17 protein-coding genes are annotated in these 16,053 nt (G+C 52.1%); 3 read left to right on the top strand and 14 right to left on the bottom strand.

Annotated elements, in window-relative coordinates:
* Positions 1-7 precede the first annotated feature (7 nt).
* The 14 genes from R2X38_RS22690 to R2X38_RS22625 all read right to left on the bottom strand — a co-directional run bounded on the left by R2X38_RS22690 (position 8) and on the right by R2X38_RS22625 (position 12,074).
* Positions 8-397 carry a F0F1 ATP synthase subunit I gene (locus R2X38_RS22690; RefSeq protein ID WP_107351518.1) on the bottom strand — a complete coding sequence of 130 codons (390 nt, stop codon included), beginning with the start codon at positions 395-397 and terminating at the stop codon, positions 8-10.
* Between the two features lie 178 nt (positions 398-575).
* Positions 576-1,463: a ParB/RepB/Spo0J family partition protein gene (locus R2X38_RS22685; protein ID WP_317524677.1), complete on the bottom strand. Its 888-nt coding sequence runs from the start codon at positions 1,461-1,463 to the stop codon at positions 576-578.
* A gap of 15 nt (positions 1,464-1,478) precedes the next feature.
* Positions 1,479-2,273: a ParA family protein gene (locus R2X38_RS22680; RefSeq protein ID WP_317524639.1), complete on the bottom strand. Its 795-nt coding sequence runs from the start codon at positions 2,271-2,273 to the stop codon at positions 1,479-1,481.
* A 16-nt stretch (positions 2,274-2,289) separates the two neighbouring features.
* Positions 2,290-2,910 carry a 16S rRNA (guanine(527)-N(7))-methyltransferase RsmG gene (gene rsmG / locus R2X38_RS22675; protein ID WP_317524638.1) on the bottom strand — a complete coding sequence of 207 codons (621 nt, stop codon included), beginning with the start codon at positions 2,908-2,910 and terminating at the stop codon, positions 2,290-2,292.
* A 9-nt stretch (positions 2,911-2,919) separates the two neighbouring features.
* Positions 2,920-4,809 carry a tRNA uridine-5-carboxymethylaminomethyl(34) synthesis enzyme MnmG gene (gene mnmG, locus R2X38_RS22670; RefSeq protein WP_317524637.1) on the bottom strand — a complete coding sequence of 630 codons (1,890 nt, stop codon included), beginning with the start codon at positions 4,807-4,809 and terminating at the stop codon, positions 2,920-2,922.
* A gap of 433 nt (positions 4,810-5,242) precedes the next feature.
* Positions 5,243-5,686, bottom strand: coding sequence for an FMN-binding protein MioC (mioC, locus tag R2X38_RS22665; protein ID WP_317524636.1), 444 nt, complete (start codon positions 5,684-5,686; stop codon positions 5,243-5,245).
* Between the two features lie 174 nt (positions 5,687-5,860).
* A complete protein-coding gene (gene mnmE / locus R2X38_RS22660) occupies positions 5,861-7,228 on the bottom strand; it encodes a tRNA uridine-5-carboxymethylaminomethyl(34) synthesis GTPase MnmE (RefSeq protein ID WP_317524635.1) in 1,368 nt (455 codons plus the stop codon).
* A gap of 137 nt (positions 7,229-7,365) precedes the next feature.
* A complete protein-coding gene (yidC, locus tag R2X38_RS22655) occupies positions 7,366-8,973 on the bottom strand; it encodes a membrane protein insertase YidC (RefSeq protein WP_317524634.1) in 1,608 nt (535 codons plus the stop codon).
* 2 nt (positions 8,974-8,975) lie between these two features.
* Positions 8,976-9,233 carry a membrane protein insertion efficiency factor YidD gene (yidD, locus tag R2X38_RS22650; protein ID WP_317524633.1) on the bottom strand — a complete coding sequence of 86 codons (258 nt, stop codon included), beginning with the start codon at positions 9,231-9,233 and terminating at the stop codon, positions 8,976-8,978.
* Positions 9,200-9,556: a ribonuclease P protein component gene (rnpA, locus tag R2X38_RS22645; protein WP_187460167.1), complete on the bottom strand. Its 357-nt coding sequence runs from the start codon at positions 9,554-9,556 to the stop codon at positions 9,200-9,202. Before rnpA ends, yidD begins: the two co-directional genes overlap by 34 nt.
* A gap of 13 nt (positions 9,557-9,569) precedes the next feature.
* A complete protein-coding gene (gene rpmH, locus R2X38_RS22640) occupies positions 9,570-9,704 on the bottom strand; it encodes a 50S ribosomal protein L34 (RefSeq protein ID WP_004411068.1) in 135 nt (44 codons plus the stop codon).
* A gap of 186 nt (positions 9,705-9,890) precedes the next feature.
* Positions 9,891-10,628, bottom strand: a complete 738-nt coding sequence (locus R2X38_RS22635; RefSeq protein ID WP_317524632.1) for an amino acid ABC transporter ATP-binding protein — start codon at positions 10,626-10,628, stop codon at positions 9,891-9,893.
* Positions 10,625-11,296, bottom strand: coding sequence for an amino acid ABC transporter permease (locus R2X38_RS22630; protein ID WP_039463493.1), 672 nt, complete (start codon positions 11,294-11,296; stop codon positions 10,625-10,627). Before R2X38_RS22630 ends, R2X38_RS22635 begins: the two co-directional genes overlap by 4 nt.
* Positions 11,297-11,384: 88 nt before the next feature.
* Positions 11,385-12,074, bottom strand: a complete 690-nt coding sequence (locus R2X38_RS22625) for an amino acid ABC transporter substrate-binding protein (protein ID WP_411185802.1) — start codon at positions 12,072-12,074, stop codon at positions 11,385-11,387.
* Between the two features lie 362 nt (positions 12,075-12,436).
* Between R2X38_RS22625 and dnaA the strand changes: the two genes are divergently transcribed.
* Genes dnaA through recF form a run of 3 tightly spaced genes read left to right on the top strand, consistent with a single transcriptional unit; the run spans position 12,437 to position 16,053 of the window.
* Positions 12,437-13,867 (top strand): chromosomal replication initiator protein DnaA, encoded by a 1,431-nt coding sequence (dnaA, locus tag R2X38_RS22620; protein WP_317524630.1) that lies wholly within the window; start codon positions 12,437-12,439, stop codon positions 13,865-13,867.
* Between the two features lies 1 nt (position 13,868).
* A complete protein-coding gene (gene dnaN, locus R2X38_RS22615) occupies positions 13,869-14,969 on the top strand; it encodes a DNA polymerase III subunit beta (protein WP_317524629.1) in 1,101 nt (366 codons plus the stop codon).
* A 4-nt stretch (positions 14,970-14,973) separates the two neighbouring features.
* Positions 14,974-16,053, top strand: coding sequence for a DNA replication/repair protein RecF (gene recF, locus R2X38_RS22610; protein WP_317524627.1), 1,080 nt, complete (start codon positions 14,974-14,976; stop codon positions 16,051-16,053).

Genomic DNA, 16,053 nt, shown 5'->3' with positions numbered 1-16,053 from the left:
ACTCATCCTATTTGTTGTTGTTAATGAATAAAACCGGCCCAAAGATATTAATTCCGAGAGCCAGCAAATAGGTCAGTTTGAGGGGAACAAGTTCCACCTCGACATACAGGTAAACAAAGGCAAACAGGATGACCGTAATGAGGATTTTCAGCACTTCGCCACCATAGAATGACGCCATGACCAGCCGTGCCTTGCGGGCACCGCTGAACAAAAACGCACAAGTCGCAAAGACAGCATTGGCGATCACAAAGATGCCGCCACCGATAAGTGCGGAGATTCCCCAGTCAACACTGACAGCAAAAACTGCCATGATTGCCGTTATCAAAACGACGCCAGATTGTAGCAACAGCAACCGCTTCGCCAACTGGCGTCCCGGTCTAACTAGCGCCGATACCATGTATTCGTTCCTCGAGTCCGTTCCACTGCACTTACGACGTGCTGGGAAAACAGCGAAAATTATACGGCTCATTAGATTGAATGCAATCTAATCGCAGCAAAAAAAGATGTTAGATTTTACAACACAATAACTTGATCACGATGTTGTAATTTTTGCAACAAAATATGCACGTTTTATATCACATTTCGTGACCTAACATTGCAACAATTTGCTCCAACTTGTCAGCCTGATCAAAACTGATAACGATCTTTCCTTTACCGTTTTTTTGCTGATTTATCGCCACCTGGGTGCCAAACTGCTCACTTAGCTGGTTTTCTACCGCTTCGATTTGCGGGTTGGCCACCGCCACTTTAGGCTCAGGTTCAGGCGTCAGCATCTTCTTCACCAAGCGTTCGGTGTCACGAACCGTTAACATCTTGGCTACAACAATTTGCGCCGCTTCAAGCTGGCGTTCATTGGGTAGGGCGAGCAGGGCACGGGCATGGCCCATTTCCAGCTGCCTTTGCTCTACCATTCGCTTGACCGGCGCTTCGAGCTGGTTAAGGCGCAGCAGGTTAGACACCGCCGCACGGGACTTACCCACCGCCTCGGCCACCTGCTGGTGAGTAAGTGAAAACTCACTCTGCAGCCTTTCTAGCGCCTGCGCTTCCTCAATGGCATTGAGATCTTCACGCTGGATATTCTCAATCAGGGCAATAGCAACCGTTGCCCTGTCGTTAACATCCTTAATAATACAAGGGACTTTCTGAAGGCCCGCTTGACGCGAAGCACGCCAGCGCCTCTCCCCGGCAATGATCTCAAACTGCTGCGGCGCGGTTTCGCGTACCACAATCGGCTGGATCACACCTTGGGCACGGATAGACTCGGCCAGCTCGGCCAAGGCTTCATCCGACATATCTTTGCGCGGCTGATAACGCCCCGGTGCCAATTGGCTGATGGCCAGCTCCTTGAGCGTACCATCAGCCGACAATGTTTGTGCTTTGTCAGCCTGTTGCTGTTTCGTCGCCGCAACAGAGCTGGTGGCCAGCAAGGCATCAAGACCCTTTCCCAGGCCTCGTTTATTCATATTCATGGTTACCCTTTATGCATCGACCGCACCGGCATTTTTTGCCAGCTCGTCACGGCGAATGATTTCACCGGCCAAGGCCAGGTAGGCTTTGGCACCACTCGAATACTTGTCATAGTACATGGCAGGTCTACCATGGCTAGGCGCTTCGGCAAGACGAACATTACGTGGGATCACGGTGCGATATACCTTGTCGCCAAAATGTTTCTTGAGCTGCTGCGACACTTCGTTCGCCAGTCGGTTGCGCGGGTCGTACATGGTCCGCAGCAATCCTTCAATTTTCAGCTCGCTGTTGACGACAGCGGTAAGTTTACTGATGGTGTCCATCAATGCCGTCAGCCCTTCGAGGGCGAAGTATTCGCACTGCATAGGAACCAGAACAGAGTCTGCAGCTGTCATTGCATTGATTGTAAGAAGGTTTAAGGCAGGAGGACAATCAATAAAGATGAAATCATAGTTATCACGAACTACCTCTAAGGCGTTACGCAACCTTACCTCGCGGGCAAAGACTTCCATCAGTTTGATTTCTGCCGCCGTGACATCACCGTTGGCAGCTATCAGGTGATAGCCGCCAGTGGTGTCGGTGATCACGACATCATCGAACGGGGTTTCTTCGACAAGAAGCTCATAAGCCGTTGCGTCGACTTGGTATTTATCTACGCCGCTGGCCATGGTGGCATTACCCTGAGGATCCAGATCAATGACCAGGACCTTACGCTGAGTGGCCGCCAGTGACGCTGCCAAATTGACACATGTTGTGGTTTTACCCACGCCTCCCTTCTGGTTGGCTACCGCTATGACTCTTCCCACAAAAAAACCTCATCCGTTAATCCTTTGCCGTCAAGATTACTAGATGGCGTTCGCCTTCTAACTCCGGAACTTGCAAAGATTTGACTTCCGTCACAGAACACCATTCGGGCAGTTCTGTCACTTCCTGCTGATTAAATTGCCCCTTCAGCGCCAGGAAGCACCCGTTGCTGGCAGGGAGATGGTGGCACCAGGAGACCATGTCATTCATCGAGGCAAACGCGCGGCTGAGTACGGCATCGAAGCCGATTTCAGGCTGGAATTCCTCAACCCGGCTCTGGACCGGAGTGACATTGTTGATCTTCAGTTCATGGATCACCTGACGGATAAAACGGATCCGCTTGCCCAGGCTGTCCAATAAGGTGAACTGCTTGTCCGGGTTCATGATCGCCAGAGGGATCCCTGGCAGACCCGGGCCGGTACCTACATCGATAAACCGCTCACCTTCGAGGTGAGGGCTTACCACAATACTATCCATAATATGTTTCACCAACATCTCATACGGATCACGTACCGATGTCAGATTATACGCTTTATTCCATTTATCCAGCATGGCTACATAGCCAACGAGCTGGTCAATTTGCTGTTCTGTGACTGTGAGATCAGTTTGCGCTATCAGTTGCACCAGACGTTGTTTCACAAATTACTCCTATTCGCCTTTTTTCAGCAAACCTTGCTTCTTGAGATAGACAAGCAGCAGGGAAATTGCTGCCGGGGTGATGCCTGAAATACGCGAGGCCATACCGATGGTTTCCGGTTTGGCGTCGTTAAGCTTGGCAATCACTTCGTTCGATAGGCCTTTAACCACGCTGTAGTCAAGCTCAAACGGTAGCTTGGTCTTCTCATGACGCAGGGATTTTTCCACTTCGTCTTTCTGACGGTCGATATAGCCCTGATATTTCACCTGGATTTCAACCTGCTCGCTAGCCTGGCTATCTTCATGGGCCGGGCCGAACATCTCGATGTTGGTAAGCTGGTTGTAGGTCACTTCTGGACGGCGCAGCAAATCTTCACCGCTCGCCTCACGCACGATAGGTGTTTTCAGGATCTGGTTGACCGTTTCTACCTGCTCTGAATTCGGGTTCACCCAAATACTTTTCAGGCGCTGGCTCTCCTGCTCCATATTTTCCAGTTTCTGGTTGAAACGCGCCCAACGCTCATCATCAACCAGACCGAATTCACGACCAATTTCGGTCAGGCGCAAATCAGCGTTATCTTCACGAAGCAGCAAACGGTACTCGGCGCGTGATGTGAACATGCGGTACGGCTCTTTGGTACCCATGGTCGACAAGTCATCGATCAATACGCCCATGTAGGCCTGATCACGACGCGGGCTCCAGCCTTCGCGGTCCTGCGCCAGCAGGGCAGCGTTCATACCGGCCAGCAAGCCTTGCGCAGCCGCTTCTTCGTAACCGGTGGTGCCGTTGATCTGACCTGCAAAGAACAAGCCGTTGATAAACTTGGTCTCAAAAGTCTGTTTCAGGTCGCGCGGATCGAAGAAATCGTACTCGATAGCATAACCCGGGCGAACGATATCGGCATTCTCGAAGCCTTTCATCGAACGGACAATCTGCATCTGAACATCAAACGGCAAGCTGGTGGAGATACCGTTCGGGTACAGTTCATGGGTGGTCAGGCCTTCAGGTTCGATAAAGATCTGATGGCTGTCCTTGTCGGCAAAACGCATGACCTTGTCTTCGATCGACGGACAGTAACGCGGGCCGATCCCTTCGATCACCCCAGAATACATCGGGCTGCGATCCAGGTTATTGCGGATCACATCATGGGTTTTCTCGTTGGTATGGGTAATAAAGCATGGGATCTGACGCGGATGATCCGAAGCTTTGCCCATGAACGAGAACAGGGGAGTCGGGTTGTCGCCATGCTGGGCTTGCAGCTGGCTGAAATCAACACTGCGGGCATCAATGCGCGGCGGCGTCCCCGTCTTGAGACGATCAACGCGGAAAGGCATTTCACGCAGGCGAGAAGCCAAGGTGATCGAAGGTGGATCACCAGCACGTCCGCCGTTGTAATTTTCCAGACCAATGTGGATCTTACCGCCAAGGAAGGTCCCTACGGTCAACACGACCGCTTTGGCACGGAACTTAAGGCCCATTTCGGTCACGGCACCGACAACGCGATCGTTTTCGATGATCAGATCATCGACGGCCTGCTGGAACAGTTTCAGGTTCGGCTGGTTTTCCAGCACCTCGCGAACTGCAGCCTTGTACAGGGCACGGTCTGCCTGGGCACGCGTGGCCCTCACGGCAGGGCCTTTTGACGAGTTCAAAGTACGGAACTGGATCCCGCCTTTGTCAATCGCCCGGGCCATCAAACCTCCAAGGGCGTCAACTTCTTTAACCAGGTGTCCTTTCCCGATCCCGCCGATTGCTGGGTTGCATGACATTTGTCCCAACGTATCGATGTTGTGTGTCAGCAGTAGGGTATTTTGTCCCATACGGGCTGCTGCCAATGCCGCTTCTGTTCCGGCATGACCGCCACCTACGACGATGACATCAAAATTTTCCTGGTAAAACATGAAACTACCTCGGGTATTCAAAATTGCCAGTGAGTTATCTTTGAGCAAAGGTGCAACATTCTATCCTGTTTCCGCCGTGGAGAGAATCTTTCCTGAAGATCATTTGATCCTGGAGGGGATACCGTTTTGAATATAGATAAGATCTTTTAAATAGATCTTCTGTTAGATCTATTATATAGATCCGCCGATCGTGTGGATAAGTGATAAATGATCCTAATGATCATGATGTTAGAGAGGATCATTTGTTGTGGAGCAGCATGGATCTCCGCAAGGATTAGCTGGGATCAAAATAGCTAGTTATCAACAGGCGTGTGAGGGCTGAGAAGTTATTAAAGGGATAACTATCGGTTGATCACCGTTTAGATCTATAGTTATCCACAGAAAAAAGTTTATTGATCGCCTTTTATTGAGTAAAAACCTGTTTGTTTTTTGCTCAATTCAGGTCGTTTTTCCAGTTTTCCAGCCATACTTCTGCCGGATCTTCCGGTACCGGATCCTGCGACACATCGATTTCCAATCGCTCACCGAGGCGGATCGCCCCCAATTTTGCCAGTTGCTGATCAATATTCTTGGCGGCGGCACAGAATGTATCGTAACTGGAATCACCCAGACCGATCACGCCGTAGCGCAAGCGGGCAAGATCCGGATGCTGGTTGGTCAACTGTTCGACGAAAGGCTGGAAATTGTCAGGAAACTCGCCAGCACCGTGGGTAGAGCAGACCACCAGCCAGATATTGTCAGTGGAAAGCTGCTCCAGTTCGGCCTGATTAATAATATCGGTGCTGTGGCCGGCCTGTTCGAGCAAGTCACTGAGGTGATCAGCGACATATTCGGCACCACCGAGGGTGCTGCCGGTAATAAGGGTGATATGACTCATGGGATACATACCTGTGTAGATATTCACAACAAATTTATACACAGCATTGTACTGGCTCAGAGCAGGGATGAAAGCCTGATATTGCAGGGGGAAGGATCTTTTTCGAAAGGTTATTCACAGCCTGCCCCGAAGATCTGAAGCAGGCCGTGAAGGGGATCACATTGGCAGGATCGGTTATTTACCGATACAGAACGAGGTAAAGATCCGGCCGAGCAGATCATCGGAGGTGAACTCGCCGGTGATCTCACTCAAGTGCTGCTGGGCGAGGCGCAGCTCCTCGGCCAGGATTTCCCCGGCCATGAAGCCTTCGAGCTGCTCTTTACCCGTTTCCAAGTGGCTGGCTGCGCGCTCCAGGGCATCGAGGTGACGCCTGCGGGCCATGAAGCCGCCTTCGGTGGTGCCGGCAAAGCCCATGCACTCCTTGAGGTGGTCACGCAGTGGCTCGACGCCATCACCGGTGCGGGCAGAAAGGCGAATTAGAGTCGGGTTGTTGACGTGGCAGATCCCGGCGTCTTCGCCTGTTAGCTCGACCTTATTGCGGATCACCGTGATACCCAGCCCTTCAGGCAGGCGCTCGACAAACTCCGGCCAGATCTCGGCCGGGTCGGTGGCGTCGGTAGTGGTACTGTCGACCATGAACAGCACCCGGTCTGCCTGCTGGATTTCTTCCCATGCGCGCTCGATACCGATGCGCTCAACTTCGTCAGAAGCCTCACGCAGACCGGCGGTGTCAATAATGTGCAGCGGCATGCCATCGATGTGGATATGCTCGCGCAGGACGTCACGGGTGGTACCGGCGATGTCGGTGACAATCGCGCTGTCTTTGCCTGACAGGGCATTGAGCAGGCTGGACTTACCGGCGTTAGGGCGGCCGGCGATGACGACTTTCATCCCCTCGCGCATAATCGCACCTTGGTTGGCTTCCCGGCGCACAGCGTCAAGGCGGTCGATGATACCGTTCAGATCGCCGGAGACTTTACCGTCAGACAGGAAGTCGATTTCTTCTTCCGGGAAGTCGATAGCGGCCTCGACGTAGATACGCAGGTGGATAAGGGCTTCCACCAGCTCGTTAACTCGAACCGAGAAAGCGCCCTGGAGCGATTTGAAGGCACTTTTCGCGGCTTCTTCTGAGCTAGCATCAATCAGGTCGGCAATCGCTTCTGCCTGTGCCAGATCGAGCTTGTCGTTCATGAAGGCACGCTCCGAGAACTCGCCCGGGCGGGCGGCACGGATGCCGTCGATTTCCAGGATGCGGCGGATCATCATATCCATCAGCACCGGGCCGCCATGGCCCTGAAGTTCCAGCACATCTTCACCGGTAAAGGAGTTCGGCCCCTTGAAGAACAACGCAATACCCTGATCCAACGCCGTGCCGTCTTCATTCTTGAAGGGCAGGTACTCGGCATAACGAGGCTTGAGTTCGCGACCGGCTACGGCAAGGGCGACTTCTTTGGCTTTCGGGCCCGAGACGCGGATGATGCCGACGCCGCCACGCCCCGGTGGGGTGGCTTGGGCAACAATGGTATCTGTATGTTCAGTCATAATTTTGGCTTAGCTTGATAAATACGCTGCAATTGTAAACAGAGTAGTGGCGATTGCCCAGCAATGGCAAGCGCTTGGGGTTAAGGGAATAAAAAAGGCGGCCCGCAGGCCGCCTTTTATCTCAACATGGGTCTGCACTATTTACTATGCAGGCCTTTCTTCTCCAGCGAGCGGTAAATCAGCGTCTGCTGGATCAGTGTTACGATGTTCGATACTAGCCAGTAAAGTACTAGACCTGATGGGAAGAACAGGAAGAAGAAGGTGAACATCACCGGCATGAAGGTCATGATCTTCTGCTGCATCGGGTCTGTTACCGTCGTCGGGCTCATCTTCTGGATCAGGAACATGGTCGCACCCATCAGGATCGGCAGGATGTAGAACGGGTCCTGTGCTGATAGGTCGTGGATCCAACCGAAGAACGGCGCGTGACGCAGTTCAACCGATTCCATCAGTGCCCAGTAAAGCGCGATGAAGATTGGCATCTGCAGCAAGATTGGTAGACAGCCACCCAGTGGGTTCACTTTCTCTTTCTTGTACAGTTCCATCATTTCCTGGCTCATGCGCTGGCGGTCGTCGCCAAGGCGCTCACGCATTGCCTGCAGTTTTGGCTGCAGCATACGCATTTTCGCCATAGAGGTGTACTGCGCTTTAGTCAGCGGGTACATCGCACCACGAACGATGAAGGTTAGGATGATGATCGCCAGACCCCAGTTCACCACGATACCCTGGATAAACGACAGCAGGCTGTGTAGCGGGCTTGCAATGAACCATAGCCAGCCGTAATCAACAGTCAGGTTAAGGTTGTTGGCCGTTGCCGCCATTTGGTCTTGCAGCTTAGGACCAACCCAAAGTGTTGCCGTTAGTGATTCCTCACTACCCGGTGCAACCGTTGTGGTTGGCATGCGAACACCGATGTAGCCCTGACCATTGCTGGTACGGGTGTATAGGTTGCTCGCTTGTTCAGCGCGCGGGATCCATGCAGTTACGAAGTAGTGCTGCATCATTGCCGCCCAGCCTTGATTCATATCCAGGTTCAAGTTTTTGTCCTGCATATCATCGAAGCTGTATTTCTTGTACTTCACGTTGTCAGCCGAGTAAGCACCGCCGCGGTAAGTCGGCATGGTCAGGCTGCCACCGTCATCCATCAGGTTCTGCTTCAGCTGAGCATACATCTGCACGTTAGCAGGTTGTTCTGATTGGTTGTTGATGGTGTATTCAACATCAACGGCGTAGCTGTTGCGCTTAACGATGATAGTTTTGGTGTAGCTGATGCCGTCCTGCTCGTAGGTCATCGGAACACGAAGTTCGTCCTGGCCATCTTCCAGCGTGAAGCTGTCAGCCGATACCTGTAGCTGGGCACGGCCAGCTGCTGTATCGATACCCTGGGCACCGATAAGGCCTGATTGAGCCGTGTAGCTGTGGCCCTGGTCATTTTTCAGTAGAACGAATGGGTCTTCCGATTCCAATTCGTTGTCGTAAGCCAGTAGTTTGGCTTCGATGATGTCACCACCAAGCGTATCGACAGTAAGCGCCAGTACATCAGTGTTAATGGTGATAAGGTTGTTTGACGTGCTTTGGTCAGTGATTGGCTGGCCGTCAGCGGAATGCGAAGGGACATCACCACTGTGAGTTACTTGTTGCGCTACACCCTGCGGTTGCGGGTTGCTGTCAGTATTCCACTGCTGGAACAGCAGGAAAGAGACAAACAGTAGGGCAATTAACAGAATATTGCGTTGGGAATCCATCGTTACTTATCTCTGTCGTTATGCTTGGTTGGCGGAACGGGGTCATAACCACCGTCGTTTAAAGGGTGACATCTTAATAGACGTTTCGCCGCGAACCAACCTCCTTTTATTGCTCCGTGCGTTTTTATGGCTTCGATCGCGTATTGGGAACAGGTAGGGGTGAAGCGACAACGCGGCCCGATGAGAGGGCTAATTGCCAGTTGGTAAAAGCGGACTAGTCCAATGACTAGCCACGCGAAGGGCGAGACAGGCGATGCCATAATTTATCTAGCAGCTTGAAAAGTTCTTCGTTGCTCAACTCACTGGCACTCTTCTTGGCGATAACGACAAAATCCTTCGCCGGCAGATCGTGTTGCTTCTGGCGGAAACTCTCACGCACGATACGTTTGAATTTGTTGCGGCCAACGGCGGTTTTGATCTGTTTCTTAGGGACAGCCAAGCCAAGACGCGGATGGTCTAGGTTGTTATTGCGGGCAAGAATAGTTAAGTGGGGAGAGCCAGCACGATGAGCTTGCTGGAAGACTTGTTTGTAATGTTCGGGAGTTAACAGACGTAACTCCCGAGAGAAAGCGTGCTTACTCAAAATAATCTAATGATTACTTAGAAAGACGCTTACGGCCTTTAGCGCGACGAGCATTGATTGTTGCGCGACCGTTCTTAGTAGCCATGCGTGCACGGAAGCCGTGAGTACGCTTGCGCTTTAGAACTGAAGGTTGAAAAGTGCGTTTCATGGGTTTTACCTTAAATTAACTGATCAGTTTTTAAGTTTGGTTAGAGTTTAGCGACTGTTTTCAGTCGTTGCCTCTAATCAAAGAGGCGGAATTGTAATCACTGACTCTTAAATAGTCAATAATTATGCCCAGCAGAGAACTGCGGGCGCTGAATTATACTTCCTATACGCTGGAGTGCAAGGATCCTTAGCGGATCCCGACCTGGCTCAGGAACTTTTTCAGCCTCGGATCTTGCGGGTTACCGAAGATCTGATCCGGTGGACCTTGCTCGACGAAGCTACCATCGGCCATAAAGATCACTCGATCGGCCACTTCGCGGGCAAATTGCATTTCGTGGGTGACGACCAACATCGTCTGGTGGCGTGTCGCCAGTTTCTGCATCAGGCTCAGCACTTCGCCGACCCATTCCGGATCCAGTGCTGACGTCGGCTCGTCAAACAGCAGTAGCTCGGCTTCGAGCGCCATGGCACGGCCGATGCCGACCCGTTGTTGCTGCCCGCCTGACAATGCGGCCGGGTAGTGATCGCCTTTATCGCCCAGGCCGATATCATCCAGGATTTGCTGCGCTTTGTTGTAGGCTTCCTCTTTGTTCCAGCCTTTTACCGTGATCAACCCTTCGGCAATGTTTTGTCTCGCTGTCAGGTGGGCAAATAGGGCATAGTTCTGGAACACAAAACCGGTTTTGCGGCGTAGGGCCAAAATATCTTTCTGGCTGGCCTGCATACTCTCAACCGAGACATCACCGAGGGTCAGATGTCCTTCATCAGCGGTTTCGAGGAAATTAATGCAACGCAGCAGGGTGGATTTACCGGTACCCGAAGGGCCGATGACCACCACGATCTCCCCTTTGCTGATCGTCAGCTCCAAACCGGAGAAAATCGTCGCTTCACCAAATCGTTTGGTCAGGTTTTCAATCTTAATCATCGTGTGTAGGCCCTGTTGAGTTTAGCTTCTGCCCAGTTTTGCACCCGGGTCAGGACTAGGACGATACCCCAGTAAATCAGGGCAACGGCAAGGAAGGCTTCGAAGAACTTGAAGCTCGACGAGGCTTCCATCTGAGCCGTAGCCATGATTTCTGCTACCCCGAGGGTAAAAGCCAGAGAGGTCGATTTGATCATGTCGATAAAATAGTTCATCAGTGAAGGCAGGGCGACCCGCGTAGCCTGTGGTAGGATGATCCGGCGCATGGCTTGCAGCTCGGTCATGCCTATCGACAGGCTGGCTTCCCGTTGGCTGCGGTCGATACCAATAATTGCCGCGCGGATACTCTCGGCCATGTAGGCGGCAAAGTGCAGGCTTAGGCCGATAATGGCTGCGGTAAAGGCATCGAGGCCGACGAAAACCGGCATCACTTGCGGCAGACCGTAGTAAAGCAGGAACAGCTGTACCAGCAGCGGGGTGCCGCGGAAGAAGCTGATATATAGCTGGCTAAGCTGATCGAGCACCGGAATACGGTAAATACGAAGCAGGGCCAGTACCAATGCAATGATCAGGGCGAATACCAGGCCCCAAAGTGCCATTCCCATGGTGGTGCCGAGGTAGTTGAACAGGATCGGCATCAGGGAAAGCATGTAGTCAAAATCAAAACCCATAGTGGTGTCTTCTTATTTACCGTGGTTTATCAGCGACAAAGACCCACCCGGGGGTGAGTCTTGTGATTATGAAGGATAGCCGTTGGACTTAGTGGGTGATGTCGGCATCAAACCACTTGATAGAAATCTCTGCCAGAGTGCCGTCTTGGCGCATGGCCTCTAGGGCAACGTTAACCTCGTCACGAAGCTTCTCGCCTTTTTCGCCTTGAACAAATGGCCAGGCGTTTTCAATCTTCTCGAACGGTTCGCCTGCCAGTTGAAGCGGCAGGTTCGCTTTCTTGATCAGCTCAAGCGACGATAGGCGGTCCATCACGAACGCATCGGTACGGCCCAGGGCCACATCGTGTTCGATACCGGTGTCGTAGGTTTTAATTTGGATCTTTCCGTCGGTATCGAGCTGGCGCAGCAGCTGCTCGTAGTTTGAACCTAGGTTAACCCCGACGGTTTTTCCGGCCAGATCATCCGTGCTGGTGATCTTGTCATTACCTTTGCGAACCACCAGCTGTGCACCATCAACGACATAAGGCTGCGAGAACAAGTATTTGGCTTTGCGCTCTTCGGTCATGGTGATCTGGTTGGAGATGGTGTCGATACGACCGGTTTCCAGCAAACCAAATAGACCTGAGAAGTTAGCGGTAACAAACTCGACATTATAGTCATTGCGTTTGCCGATTTCGTTCCACAGATCGACCTCAAAACCTTGTAGCTGATCTTGCTTAACAAAAGTAAAAGGGAAATAGCGTCCTGACATTCCTACTTTTACATCGGTGGCAGCCATCGCGGCTTGGCTAACAGACAAGGTTAGGGCGATTGCGGTCAATGAAGTTGTTACCCAGCTTTTCATCCTGTTTACTCCTCAGGTTGCTGTGATGATGTTCTGTTGGAATCATCCTATCTGTTAATAACAGGTTTCTATAAATAACTTGGAGTTATTTTAAATAACAGAAAGTATGGCTTATGTTCATGGATTTGTGGGTAAGCAGGGGTAAAATTGTGGTGATCACACGTATAATTGTGCGATCTATGTGAATAAGTCGGATCTTATTCACTTGATCTGCGATCTCTTTGCTGGCGATCCTGAGCCAGCGGGTATAAAATTGCATCCCTTTTAGTGTTTAGTTATTCAGTGTGGAGTCGAGCTTGTCATCTTCGCTTTGGTTGCAGTGCCTTCAACGCCTTCAAGAGGAACTCCCTGCAACAGAATTCAGTATGTGGGTTCGACCGCTTCAAGCCGAGTTGAGCGACAATACGTTGACCCTGTTCGCACCCAACCGTTTTGTGCTCGATTGGGTCCGTGATAAGTACCTCAACAATATCAACCGCCTGCTCAACGAGTTCTGCGGTAATGATGTGCCGATCCTGCGTTTCGAGGTTGGTAGCAAGCCTGTGGCAGCTCCGCCGCCGCAGCCTGCTGTTACGCCGCCGCCGATCCTGACCCCGGCACCGGCGCCTATACAGGCAGAGCCTGCTCCGACGCTGGATGACGATGCGCCTTCGCGTACCTGGGAGCCCGCTCCCTCGCCGGTCCAGCCTGAATCGCAGGCCGGTTACCGCTCGAACGTCAACCCTAAGCACAACTTCAACAACTTCGTTGAGGGTAAGTCGAACCAGCTGGGCCTGGCGGCTTGCCGTCAGGTTGCCGACAACCCGGGTGCAGCGTATAACCCATTGTTCTTATATGGTGGTACGGGCCTGGGTAAAACCCACCTGTTGCATGCGGTGGGCAATGCCATTGCCGATCGCAAGCCCAATGCCAAAGTGGTGTACATGCACTCGGAGCGCTTTGTCCAGGATATGGTTAAGGCTCTGCAGAACAATGCCATCGAAGAGTTTAAACGCTACTACCGTAGCGTCGATGCCTTGCTGATCGATGACATCCAGTTCTTCGCCAACAAGGAGCGTTCGCAGGAAGAGTTCTTCCACACGTTTAATGCGCTACTGGAAGGCAACCAACAGATTATCCTGACTTCTGACCGCTACCCGCGTGAGATCAACGGGGTAGAAGATCGTCTGAAATCACGCTTTGGCTGGGGTCTGACAGTGGCGATTGAGCCGCCTGAACTGGAAACCCGCGTGGCGATCCTGATGAAGAAGGCAGAAGATCACAATATCCGCCTGGCAGACGAAGTGGCGTTCTTCATTGCCAAGCGCCTGCGCTCCAATGTCCGTGAGTTGGAAGGGGCACTGAACCGGGTGATTGCCAATGCCAACTTTACCGGCCGGGCAATCACCATTGATTTTGTCCGTGAGGCACTGCGCGATTTGCTCGCCTTGCAGGAAAAACTGGTCACGATTGATAATATTCAAAAGACCGTGGCCGAGTACTATAAAATTAAGATGGCTGATATGCTATCCAAGCGCCGTTCCCGCTCGGTTGCCCGCCCGCGCCAGATGGCGATGGCGTTGGCCAAGGAGTTGACCAACCACAGCTTGCCGGAAATCGGCGATGCCTTTGGTGGCCGGGACCATACCACGGTGCTTCACGCCTGCCGCAAGATCGAGCAGCTGCGTGAGGAAAGCCATGACATCAAAGAAGATTATTCTAACCTAATAAGAACACTGTCATCTTAATATGAAATTTACAGTTGCACGCGAACAGCTACTAAAACCCCTGCAGCAGGTCTCTGGTGCATTGGGTAGCCGTCCTTCATTGCCGATCCTCGGCAATATTCTGTTGGTTGTCGAGCAGGGTTGCCTGTCGATGACAGGTACCGACCTCGAAGTTGAGATGATTGCCAAGCTAGCCTTGGAAGGCGACTTCGAAGAAGGTGCCGTGACGGTACCGTCACGTAAGTTCCTGGATATCTGCCGTGGCCTGCCTGACAGTGCCAATATTGCGATTTCCCTGGAAGGGGACCGCGCGATCATCCGCTCTGGCCGCAGCCGTTATACGCTTTCTGTATTGCCAGCTGCAGATTTTCCGAATATCGAAGATTGGCAGAGCGAAGTGGAAATTACCCTTCCTCAAGGCCAGATGCGCCAGCTTATCGACAGCACTCAATTTTCGATGGCCCACCAAGATGTGCGTTATTACCTTAATGGTATGCTGTTTGAGACCGATGGCCAGTTGCTGCGTTCGGTAGCGACTGATGGTCACCGTATGGCGGTGTGCGCCGTCTCAACCAGCGCAGAGCTGCCTGCCAAGCAGATCATTGTCCCACGCAAAGGGGTGATGGAGCTGATGCGTCTGCTTGATAGCCCAGACGAAGAGGTTCGCCTGCAGATCGGTCACTCCAATATCCGCGCCGAAGTGAACAATTTCGTGTTTACTTCTAAGCTGGTAGATGGTCGATTCCCTGATTACCGCCGAGTGATGCCGCAGAACAGCACTAAGGTCGTGGAAGCGAGCTGTGACGAGCTGCGTAAGGCATTCTCACGTGCGGCTATTCTGTCTAACGAGAAATTCCGTGGTGTCAGGCTTAATCTGTCACAGGGTGAAATGCGCATTACCGCCAATAACCCTGAGCAGGAAGAAGCGGAAGAGTTCCTGGATGTCGATTACCAGGGCGAGCCGCTCGAAATTGGCTTCAATGTGAGCTACGTGCTTGATGTTCTTAACACACTCAAGTGCGAGCAGGTACGTTGGTCGCTGACTGATGCCAATGCCAGTGCCTTGCTGGAAGACAGTGCCAGCGGTGATGCCATGTACGTGGTGATGCCAATCAGGCTATAAGGTCATGTCGTTAACACGTCTGATCGTAAAGGATTTCCGAAACATTGAAGCCTGTGACTTGTCGTTGTCGCCAGGCTTCAATTTTCTTGTTGGCGCCAACGGCAGCGGCAAGACCAGTGTTTTGGAGGCAATCCATTTTCTCGGCCATGGCCGCTCTTTCCGTAGTCATCTGACAGGCAGGGTGATCCGCCATGACCAACAAGAGCTGTTTGTCCACGGTCGTTTGCAATCCTCCTCGTCTTTCGAGCTGCCTGTTGGTATCAACAAAAAGCGCGATGGTACGACCGAGTTAAAAATTGGTGGTGAAGGAAGTCAGAAGTTGGCTCAGCTCGCCCAGTTGCTGCCGTTGCAGTTGATCACGCCCGAAGGCTTTGATTTGCTCATCGGCGGGCCGAAATTCCGTCGCTCTTTCATTGACTGGGGCGTGTTTCACGTGGAACCCCAGTTCTATCATGCTTGGGCGAGGGTCAAACGACTAACCAAACAGCGCAATGCCTTGCTCAAAACGGCCCGGCATTACCGTGAGCTGAGTTACTGGGATCAGGAACTTAGCCTACTGGCTGAAGAGATTTCGCAATGGCGCCATGATTATCTCGAGGCGGTAAAACTAAAAGCCAAAGAGATCTGCGAAGTCTTTTTGCCAGAATTTGATATCCAACTCGGGTACTACCGGGGTTGGGAAAAAGACACCCCTTATGCTGAATTGCTTCAGCGTAATTTCGAACGGGATAGCCAACTGGGTTACACCGCCAGCGGTCCGCATAAAGCAGACTTGCGGGTGAAGGTAGCCGGCACCCCAGTAGAGGATGTGCTTTCCCGCGGTCAGCTCAAGCTGATGATGTGTGCTTTGCGCCTTGCGCAAGGATTGCACCTGACCGAAGCAACGGGTAAGCAGTGTATATATTTAATTGATGATTTTGCTTCCGAGCTGGATAGCCATCGTCGGGCACTGTTGGCGCAACGGTTGAAAGAGACCGGGGCACAAGTCTTCATCAGTGCGATCAGCATTGACCAAATAGCGGAAATGCATGATGAAAATGGCAAGATGTTTCATGTGGAACACGGTAAAATAACCGCAGGATAA

The organism is Photobacterium rosenbergii, from assembly GCF_033022775.1.
Lineage (GTDB): Bacteria > Pseudomonadota > Gammaproteobacteria > Enterobacterales > Vibrionaceae > Photobacterium > Photobacterium rosenbergii_A.
Note: the sequence above shows the minus strand (reverse complement) of the source record. Positions and strands in the feature narration are given on the sequence as shown.

Excerpts from the sequence above, each read along its gene's own strand:
- R2X38_RS22690 (WP_107351518.1), bottom strand. The coding sequence starts at position 397 with ATGGTATCGGCGCTAGTTAGACCGGGACGCCAGTTGGCGAAGCGGTTG.
- R2X38_RS22685 (WP_317524677.1), bottom strand. The coding sequence starts at position 1,463 with ATGAATAAACGAGGCCTGGGAAAGGGTCTTGATGCCTTGCTGGCCACC.
- mnmG (WP_317524637.1), bottom strand. The coding sequence starts at position 4,809 with ATGTTTTACCAGGAAAATTTTGATGTCATCGTCGTAGGTGGCGGTCAT.
- mioC (WP_317524636.1), bottom strand. The coding sequence starts at position 5,686 with ATGAGTCATATCACCCTTATTACCGGCAGCACCCTCGGTGGTGCCGAA.
- mnmE (WP_317524635.1), bottom strand. The coding sequence starts at position 7,228 with ATGACTGAACATACAGATACCATTGTTGCCCAAGCCACCCCACCGGGG.
- yidC (WP_317524634.1), bottom strand. The coding sequence starts at position 8,973 with ATGGATTCCCAACGCAATATTCTGTTAATTGCCCTACTGTTTGTCTCT.
- yidD (WP_317524633.1), bottom strand. The coding sequence starts at position 9,233 with ATGGCATCGCCTGTCTCGCCCTTCGCGTGGCTAGTCATTGGACTAGTC.
- rpmH (WP_004411068.1), bottom strand. The coding sequence starts at position 9,704 with ATGAAACGCACTTTTCAACCTTCAGTTCTAAAGCGCAAGCGTACTCAC.
- R2X38_RS22635 (WP_317524632.1), bottom strand. The coding sequence starts at position 10,628 with ATGATTAAGATTGAAAACCTGACCAAACGATTTGGTGAAGCGACGATT.
- R2X38_RS22630 (WP_039463493.1), bottom strand. The coding sequence starts at position 11,296 with ATGGGTTTTGATTTTGACTACATGCTTTCCCTGATGCCGATCCTGTTC.
- R2X38_RS22625 (WP_411185802.1), bottom strand. The coding sequence starts at position 12,074 with ATGGCTGCCACCGATGTAAAAGTAGGAATGTCAGGACGCTATTTCCCT.
- dnaN (WP_317524629.1), top strand. The coding sequence starts at position 13,869 with ATGAAATTTACAGTTGCACGCGAACAGCTACTAAAACCCCTGCAGCAG.
- recF (WP_317524627.1), top strand. The coding sequence starts at position 14,974 with ATGTCGTTAACACGTCTGATCGTAAAGGATTTCCGAAACATTGAAGCC.